This is a genomic window from Alicyclobacillus acidiphilus NBRC 100859, from assembly GCF_001544355.1.
Lineage (GTDB): Bacteria > Bacillota > Bacilli > Alicyclobacillales > Alicyclobacillaceae > Alicyclobacillus > Alicyclobacillus acidiphilus.
This window is the reverse complement of record NZ_BCQI01000095.1, coordinates 1-8,745: the sequence shown is the minus strand read 5'-3', so window position 1 is coordinate 8,745 and position 8,745 is coordinate 1. Positions and strand designations below refer to the sequence as shown.

7 protein-coding genes are annotated in these 8,745 nt (G+C 55.0%); 6 read left to right on the top strand and 1 reads right to left on the bottom strand.

What is annotated here, in order from left to right:
- Positions 1 to 51: 51 nt before the first annotated feature.
- The 6 genes from AAC01S_RS17430 to fdhD all read left to right on the top strand — a co-directional run bounded on the left by AAC01S_RS17430 (position 52) and on the right by fdhD (position 7,776).
- Positions 52 to 846: a prenyltransferase/squalene oxidase repeat-containing protein gene (locus AAC01S_RS17430; protein ID WP_067625480.1), complete on the top strand. Its 795-nt coding sequence runs from the start codon at positions 52 to 54 to the stop codon at positions 844 to 846.
- 409 nt (positions 847 to 1,255) lie between these two features.
- Positions 1,256 to 1,441 (top strand): DUF255 domain-containing protein, encoded by a 186-nt coding sequence (locus AAC01S_RS17425; protein ID WP_083511938.1) that lies wholly within the window; start codon positions 1,256 to 1,258, stop codon positions 1,439 to 1,441.
- A gap of 47 nt (positions 1,442 to 1,488) precedes the next feature.
- The gene (locus tag AAC01S_RS17420; RefSeq protein WP_083511937.1) at positions 1,489 to 3,402 is read left to right on the top strand and encodes a thioredoxin domain-containing protein; all 1,914 of its coding nucleotides are present in this window, start codon (positions 1,489 to 1,491) and stop codon (positions 3,400 to 3,402) included.
- 104 nt (positions 3,403 to 3,506) lie between these two features.
- Complete coding sequence (gene fdhF / locus AAC01S_RS17415; protein ID WP_281178148.1) at positions 3,507 to 6,467, top strand: formate dehydrogenase subunit alpha; 2,961 nt, start codon at positions 3,507 to 3,509, stop codon at positions 6,465 to 6,467.
- Between the two features lie 5 nt (positions 6,468 to 6,472).
- Positions 6,473 to 6,952, top strand: a complete 480-nt coding sequence (locus AAC01S_RS17410) for a helical membrane plugin domain-containing protein (protein ID WP_067625475.1) — start codon at positions 6,473 to 6,475, stop codon at positions 6,950 to 6,952.
- A gap of 29 nt (positions 6,953 to 6,981) precedes the next feature.
- Positions 6,982 to 7,776, top strand: coding sequence for a formate dehydrogenase accessory sulfurtransferase FdhD (gene fdhD, locus AAC01S_RS17405; RefSeq protein WP_067625483.1), 795 nt, complete (start codon positions 6,982 to 6,984; stop codon positions 7,774 to 7,776).
- Between the two features lie 36 nt (positions 7,777 to 7,812).
- Here fdhD and AAC01S_RS17400 read toward each other — a convergent pair.
- The coding region (locus tag AAC01S_RS17400) for a magnesium transporter CorA family protein (RefSeq protein ID WP_157071271.1) at positions 7,813 to 8,745 on the bottom strand (933 nt) is incomplete at its 5' end.

Below are 8,745 nucleotides of genomic sequence, written 5' to 3'. Positions count from 1 at the left end.
TTTTAGTATTCGCTATAATCATACTATCAAGATGGGACAAGGGGTGTGGTTATGGATGGTATTCAGTCGGCAATTCAATTTGTAAGGAATCATGGAAACAACGTGGAGCAGGGGCGGTTAAATGTGTTGCTTCAAGCTGATGGTTTGGTTCAAGAATCGATAGAAAAATTGAAGAGGTCGCAAAGGGAAGATGGCAGTTGGTCGCCATTCTGGGCACCGAATGCCAGCTCTCTCGATGCTACTTGTTACCGATTAGCACAGACTGAGCAGCTCGGAGTTAAAGCAGCGGGTTTTATCGACCAAGCGGTTTCGTTTATCATTGGTCGGCAACATCAAGATGGATCGTTTGAAGAAGCGCCTGAATTAGCATCTGTAGCACCACCTTGGGCAATGCCAGGGGATGATTCCGCTAAAATGTATCTGACCGCAAATGCAGGGTATTGGATTCGGTACTACAGAAGTTCCGCTCCGTGTGTATCGCAAATTCAGGTGTTTTTGATTTCACAAATGAATGACGAAGGGTATTTGCCGACATTCTTGAATGCAAATTGGCTGGCTGCTGGTTTGTTATATTCACTGGGAGACCACAAGCATGCAGAATCCATCATGAATTTTCTGGTCGCCAAGCTTCCCGAACTGGAAGCGAGCGATTTGGCGTGGCTTATCAATTCCCTTTGTGTGATGGGCGTTTCTCCTGATCATCAATTAATATCGAATGCGAAAACCAAGCTCGAACAATTGCAAGAGGAAGACGGTCATTGGGCTAGTGAAGATGGAGAGTGGCGGGACGTTCACACGACTTTAGAATGTATTCGAGCCATGCAATTCTTCGTACCCTCTGCCTGAAAAATAGACAGTGCTTCTGTCGCTATCGGGAGCGAATCTTGAACAAGGCCAGTCGTTTCCTACGCAGAAAGAAGTGCCCTCACCGCTATTGTTTGTAATCCGGGTGAAGTGGCGTCGTGCCAGAAAACAGTTCAAAATCTATTTTGAATCAGTTAGTCGCCACGGTGTTTCGATGCTTCATCTAAGCAACTCAACACTAGAGAGTGCAAGTGTTTGTTGATCGTTTTCCACATTATGGGTGATTTCTATTTGGGTCACTGACCATGCATAAGTATAAATTGTGTTTCGATAATTTGGGTAATCATTTGTAAAATTGCATAAATCCTGACTCTCACCCTCCATCCTCAACACCATCCTCAATACTCTTCGCCACGTTGGTGTACAATAACGGTAAATCTCTCCAGAGAGGATGAACCATACCGTGACACCAAATAGTGGAGAACATATACACACCAACCACCTGATCCACGAAAAATCCCCGTACCTTCTGCAACACGCGCACAATCCAGTTGACTGGTACCCATGGAGCGGGGAGGCGTTCCAAAAAGCGGCTCGCGAATCGAAGCCCGTCTTTCTGTCCATCGGCTATTCGTAGCCCTGCGGGGCTACGAATAGCACTATACACTGAAAATGGAGTTTCCAATGTCGACCTGTCATTGGTGCCATGTGATGGCGCATGAATCGTTTGAGGATGAGCAGGTGGCGGCGTACCTGAATGAATATTATGTCGCGGTCAAGGTGGATCGGGAGGAACGTCCCGATATCGATCACATCTACATGATGTACTGCCAGGCGATTACGGGCGAAGGCGGCTGGCCGCTGACGGTGATCATGACGCCGGATGGCCATCCGTTCTTCGCTGGGACGTACTTTCCGAAACATGCGCGGTATGGGCGACCGGGATTGCTCGACATCCTGAAGGGGCTTCGCGAAAAGTGGGATCAGGATCGGGACAGGCTGGTGGCGGCAAGTGCCGATATGACCCGGCGCATTCAGCCCATCTTCCAGTCGACGCCAGGCGTGTTCGACGAAGTGAAGGCCATCCATCAGGCGGCGGAGCACCTTGGTCGGACGTTTGATCCGCATTACGGCGGTTTTGGCGACGCACCGAAATTTCCGTCGTTCCACCAACTTCTGTTTCTGCTGCGCTATCACCGATTCACGGGTGAAAACGACGCCTTGTTGATGGTCCAGCGAACGCTGGACGGCATCATGCGCGGCGGTATATCCGATCACGTCGGCGGTGGGCTTGCCCGGTACTCAACCGACGCCTATTGGACCGTGCCGCATTTCGAAAAGATGCTGTACGACAACGCGCTGGCGGTGATCGCGTTCACGGAGGCGTATCAACAGACGGGGGCGGCCGCATACGAACGGTACGTGAGACGAATCTTGGAGTATGTGGATCGCGAGATGACGTCGCCCGAAGGGGCGTTCTATGCGGCGCAGGATGCCGATTCGGAGGGTCAGGAAGGCCGGTTTTACGTTTGGCGGCCAGATGACGTGGCGGCCGCGATCGGCGAGAGGGAAGCACAGCGGTATTGTCGATTCTACGACATCACGGAAGAAGGCAATTTTGAAGGATACAACGTGCCCAATTATACGAACACGGACGTAGCCGAGTTTGCCGCAGCGGAAGGAATGGAAGTCGACGCGCTGTGGGCCTGGCTGGACGAGCAGAGCGAACGGCTGTACGAGTGGCGGAAACATCGCGTGCCGCCAGGCACGGACGACAAGATGCTGACCGCGTGGAACGCGTTGATGATTGCCGCATTGGCCAAAGCGGGAGCTGTTTACGGGGAGGAAGGGTACGTCCGTACAGCGGTGCGTGCGGCACGGGCGGTCGAAGAACTGCTTGTGCGCCGAGAGGATGGTCGACTGCTGGCGCGCTATCGCGACGGAGAAGCGGGAATTCCGGCATATGCGGACGATCACGCCTACCTCGTGTGGGCATACATCGAGTTGTATCAATCTACGCAGGACGTGTTCTACCTGAGCCGGGCTATCCATTGGCAGAAGCGACTCGACGAGTTGTTCTGGGACGAGGAGGAGGGCGGCTACTTCCTGGCCGGGACCGATGCGGAATCGTTGATCGCAAAGCCCAAGTCGGTCTACGATGGCGCAACGCCATCGGCGAATTCAGTCACTGCCTACAATCTGATCCGCCTGTACGCGATCACCGGCGTTGCGGCGTATGCCGAGCGGCTGGAGGACGTGATCGACGCGTTTGGCCTATCGTTGGAAGCAGCGCCGATGGAGAGTCTGTTCATGGTGCTGGCCTTGCTCTTGCGCCAAGTTGGCAACGCTGAAGTGGTTGCCGTAACAGGCGGCGACACCAGGACGCTGTCGGCGATGGTGTCGGCGTTCCATCGCTCGTACCTGCCGGAGGCGGTTCTCTTGACACCGGAAGCGCGGCCGGAGGAGCGCGACAACTATCCGCCAGTCGGGGACGGCGCAGCGTTGTATGTGTGCCGGAATTTCAAATGCGATCGGCCCGATACCGACTGGCTGCGGGCGATAGAACAATTGGCGCTTGCCCCGCCGCGCCTGACGTAGACGCTCCGCCAATCTGCATTTATAGACGCCGCGTCTCAAGGAAATAATGTGAAGAGCAGTCGAGACTGCCTGGATGTCATTCGAGGCGCTGCGGAGGTGCAAGCTTGAGTACAAATACGAGCAACAGAGTCTATGTAGACGGAGTTCCGATGGAAGCGCAGGTTGGCCGGAGTATTCTTGAAACGTTTCTCGATAGGAATGTCGAACTTCCGCACATTTGTTATCACCCAGCGTTAGGGCCTATTCAAACATGCGATACGTGCATGGTCGAAGTCAACGGTGAACTGGTTCGCGCGTGTGCGACGCCCATCCAGGAGGGCATGCAGATTCGGACGAAATCGGTGCAGGCGCGTTACGCGCGCAAGGAGGCGATGGATCGGATTCTCAAGAATCACGATCTCTATTGCACCGTGTGCGACAACAACAACGGCAATTGCACCATACATAACACAACGATGGAGATGGATATCAACCATCAGTCGTATCCGTTTCAAACGAAGCCGTACGACGAGGATGTGTCGAATCCGTTTTATCGATATGAGCCAGACCAGTGCATTCTCTGCGGCCGTTGCGTGGAGGCTTGCCAAAACCTTCAGGTCAGTGAAGTGCTTTCCATCGCCTGGGACAGGGAAGTGCCGCGTGTCATTTGGGATGATGACGTGCCCATCAACGAGTCGTCCTGCGTCTCGTGCGGTCACTGCGTCACCGTGTGCCCTTGCAACGCGCTGATGGAGAAAAGCATGATTGGCGAGGCGGGATTTTTGACCGGTATTCCGCCGGAGCCGCTTGAGAAGATGATCGATCTCACCAAAGCGATTGAACCTGGGTACCGCGCGATCTTCTCCGTGTCCGAGATGGAGAGCGCCATGCGCGCGTCGCGCATCAAGCGGACGAAAACCGTCTGCACCTATTGCGGTGTCGGCTGTTCCTTCGACGTCTGGACGAAGGGGCGCGACATCCTCAAGGTGGAACCGCAAATGGAGGCGCCAACGAACCAAATTTCAACGTGTATCAAGGGCAAGTTCGGCTGGGATTGGGTCAACAGCGAGGATCGGCTGACCAAACCGCTGATTCGCCGCGGCGATACGTTTTACGAAGCGTCGTGGGATGAGGCGCTCGATCTCGTCGCATCCAAGCTGACCGAAGTGCGCAAAGCGCACGGCGACGACGCGATTGCGTTTATCTCGTCTTCCAAATGCACGAACGAAGAGAATTATCTCGTGCAAAAACTCGCGCGGGCCGTGATGCATACGAACAACGTCGACAACTGCTCCCGGTACTGCCAGTCGCCTGCCACGGAAGGTTTGCGCAGGACAGTTGGGCTTGGTGGTGACACAGGTTCTGTAAGCGACTTGGCCATGGCCGATTTGGTCATCGTCATTGGCGCCAATCCGGCGGAATCCCATCCGGTGTTGGCGACGCGCTTGAAGCGCGCGAAGAAGAAACATGGTCAGAAACATATCGTGATCGATCTTCGCCGCAACGGCTTGGCCGAAAAGGCGGACATGTTTGTCAGCCCGAAACCCGGCACGGACTTGGTGTTGTTGTCGGGGGTCATGAAATATATCGTCGACGAGGGCTGGGAAGCGAAAGCTTTTCTTGATGAAAAGGTGGATGGTTACGCCGATTTTGTAAAGTCGCTCGAGAAGTATACACTGGATTATACGGCGCGGATCACAGGGGTGCCCGAGGCGGTCATCATCCAATTGGCGTCTATGATTCATGAAGCCAAGATGGTTTGCATTTGTTGGGCCATGGGTGTCACGCAGCATCTCGGTGGCAGCGAGACGAGCACGGCGATTTGCGATTTGCTGCTGTTGACAGGCAACATGGCGCGCCCGGGAACGGGGGCATATCCTCTGCGCGGCCACAACAACGTCCAGGGTGCCGGCGACATGGGGTGTAACCCTGTCTACCTTCCCGGATACGAGCGTATCGATGACGATGCTGTGCGGGCGAAGTACGAAAAGGCGTGGGGCGTGACCCTGCCAACTGTGAAAGGGCTCGACAACCACGAGATGGTCGACGCGATTCACGAAGGAAAGCTGCGGGCGATGTTCCTCCAAGGCGAGGAGATGGCGTTGGTCGATTCGAACGCGCATTTTGTGCGAGAGGCCTTCGACAAACTCGACTTTTTCGTGGTCATGGACGTCTTCTTCAGCAAGACGGCACAGTATGCGGACGTCATCCTTCCGGCCGCGCCAAGTCTTGAAAAGGAAGGGACGTTTACCAATACGGAACGTCGCATCCAACGCCTCTATCAGGTGCTGGAGCCGCTTGGCGACGCGAAACCGGATTGGATGATCCTGCAAGATCTCGCCAATCGGCTCGGCGCGAACTGGTCATACGAAAGTCCGCGCGAGATACTGGAAGAGATGGCTTCGCTCGCCGAGTTGATGAAAGGTGTCACGTATGATCGCCTGGAAGGATATTCGAGCCTGCAGTGGCCGGTTGCGGAAGACGGCACCGATTCGCCGTTGCTGTACACGAACGGATTCCCGTTCCCGAACGGCAGGGCGAGACTGGTCGCGACCGAGTGGATGGAGCCGACGGAGTTTCCGGAAGAATACGATCTCCATCTCAACAACGGCCGCATGCTGGAGCATTTTCATGAAGGCAATTTGACCTACCGCGTCGAAGGCATCAAGGAGAAAATTCCGACGACGTATCTCGAGGTCTCGCCGGAGTTGGCGAAGGCGCGGGGGATAGAGACGGGATCGACCGTTCGATTGGTGTCGCCCTTCGGTCAATTGCGGCTGCGCACAGTCGTCACGGACAGAGTGCATGGCAACGAGATGTATCTGCCGATGAATACGTCGGACGATGAACAAGCAATCAACATTTTAACCAGCAGTAAAGCGGACGCGACGACGCATACGCCTGCGTACAAGGAACTCAGGGTTCGCATGGAAGTGTTGGAGAAGCGCGGGGAGAACCCGATGACGCGGTTCAACTTTCGGCTTGGAAACCCGAATCCGCAGCCGGGCGTGCGCGTGGAAGAGAAGTGGCAGCGTTCGGACTATGTGCCAGTTGGCGAAGTTGGGCAGCGACCCAACAGGGGGTAAGACGGATGGCAAAGGCAACAACATCAATCGTTCGCGTGCCTGAGGATATTTCCGCTCAGGCGAAACAGCAAATTGAACAGGCGCTCGTCGAGAACGTCGACGGCGTGGTCGACGCGCTGGCACTGTTGCAAGCGCTCGAGGAGCGGGGGGCGCTGCCCCTCGTGCGGGCGTTGTTGGAGCAAGGAGACGAAGTTCTGAAAGTGTTGCTCGCACTCATGGGGCGGGACGAAGTGACTGGTGGACTCAAGAACGTGATCGGCGTGGCGCAGTTTTTTACGTCGATCCCGCCAGAGGCCATGTCTCGGTTGTTTGAGGCGGCGAGCGGGGGGATTGCGGAGGCTTCGAATGTATCCAACGACGCGAAGATTGGCATTTACGACGCGTTGAAGGCTTTGCGCGATCCCGACATCAGCCGCGCTTTGTCGGTGGCTTTGGCCTTTTTGAAAGGGATGGGGAAGGCGCTCGGAGAGACGGCTTCGGAATAAGGAGGCGGTTCATCGTGAGTGTGCAGCCTATGGACGATTTGCCGCAGAAATCGCTCAAACCGGTGGTTTGCTATCGGGACGGCCAGTGGGATACGCGTGACGACGTCATTGCGACGGAATACGCGTTGACCATCTTTGTCAACGACAACGAATTGGCCACCATCGTGTGTACACCAACTCACATGGAAGAGTTGGTGTACGGATTTCTCGCATCCGAAGGAATCATCCGAAGTGCGGACGCGGTTGAATCGCTGGAAATCAGCCGTTTCATGGGGACGGCACGGGTTCGTACGCACAAGGCCATCCAGTTCAATCAGGCTTTCTACAACAAACGCTATATTGCGTCGTGCTGCGGCAAGGGACGGCAGAGTTTCTATTTCCACAACGACGCGGTGACGGCGAAACACGTTGACGATGATGTCCAAATGGATCCGGAGCAGATTTTTCAAGTGATGGATGCGATGGATCAAGAGGCGGAACTTTTCCAGGAGACAGGCGGTGTCCATATGGCCGCGCTGTGTCGAGCGGGCGAGGTGCTGCTGGCTCGGACCGACATCGGGCGGCACAACGCGCTCGATAAGATCTACGGACACTGCTTGCAACATGGTATCCCACTGGCCGGGACGGCGATCGCGTTCAGCGGCCGCATTTCGTCGGAAGTGTTGCTCAAGGTGGCCAAGATTGGCGTCGGCATCGTCGTGGCCCGATCCGCGCCGACCGCGCTCGCCATCGATATGGCGGACGAGTTGGGCATCACGGCGATCGGTTTCGTCCGCGGCAGATCGTTTAACGTGTACTCGCATGCGTGGCGCGTTCGTCGATAGCCTGGTCGACGAACGCCCGCCAGCTTTGGGTCAGGCTCAAAACCATTTGCGCTTGCGGAAGAAAATCCACAGCCCTACCACGGACACGATGATCCAGCCCCAAACCCACAAGTACCCGTACTTCCACTGGTACTCCGGCACCTTCATGTTGATTCCGTACAGACCCACGATAAACGACAGCGGCATGAAGAACGTGCTGACAACTGTCAGTGTCTTCATGATTTGGTTCATTCGATCGCTCTTGAGCGACATCTGCAAATCGAGCAGTCCCGTCAGGGCGTCCCGAAATCCGTCGATCTCGTCGATAATTCGATTGATGTGATCGAACAAGTCCACAAAGTACATCGTTTCCTCTTGTCGTGAATACGGGAAGTTCGAATGCATGATGCCTTCGACCACAATGCGTTCATCGCTGAATGTTCTGCGGATTTTATGAATGGTGCGTTTCAGTGAAAAGATGTCGGGTGCGACATTGTTTTCGGGGGAGTTGTAGATCTCGCTCTCCATTTGATCGACTGTGTCTTCAATTTGGTCGACGAAGTCGATATAGCGATGGACGCAGAGATCGAGAAATTCGTACACCATCCGTCCTGGATGCGCCATCTTCTCGGGAGACGATTGGAATTCCGTGAACAGGTCAGAGAGAAACGACATCCGTTCATCCAGCACCGCGATGACGAATTGTTCGCTCATGACGACGGACACGCGGACGAGCTCCCAGTCGTCTCGGAGAAAGTAGAACGGGAAGAAGACGTGATCGTCAAACAACGTCAGCTTGGGACGCTCTCGGTGATTGAGACAGCGTTCCACGATCATGTCGTTGCACTCGAACACGCCGTTGACGATATGTTTGATCTCTTGCTCGGAAGGGGCCTCCAAGACGACGAACACCAATTCGTCGGAGTTGGGTCGGCGAATTGGTGTTTTCGTTACCTTGTGTCCACGATACAGCCACATGTTTTTCATACA

Coding starts and splice junctions, on each gene's coding strand:
- AAC01S_RS17425 (WP_083511938.1), top strand. CDS start 1,256: ATGAACCATACCGTGACACCAAATAGTGGAGAACATATACACACCAAC.
- fdhD (WP_067625483.1), top strand. CDS start 6,982: ATGGACGATTTGCCGCAGAAATCGCTCAAACCGGTGGTTTGCTATCGG.
- AAC01S_RS17410 (WP_067625475.1), top strand. CDS start 6,473: ATGGCAAAGGCAACAACATCAATCGTTCGCGTGCCTGAGGATATTTCC.
- AAC01S_RS17420 (WP_083511937.1), top strand. CDS start 1,489: ATGTCGACCTGTCATTGGTGCCATGTGATGGCGCATGAATCGTTTGAG.
- AAC01S_RS17430 (WP_067625480.1), top strand. CDS start 52: ATGGATGGTATTCAGTCGGCAATTCAATTTGTAAGGAATCATGGAAAC.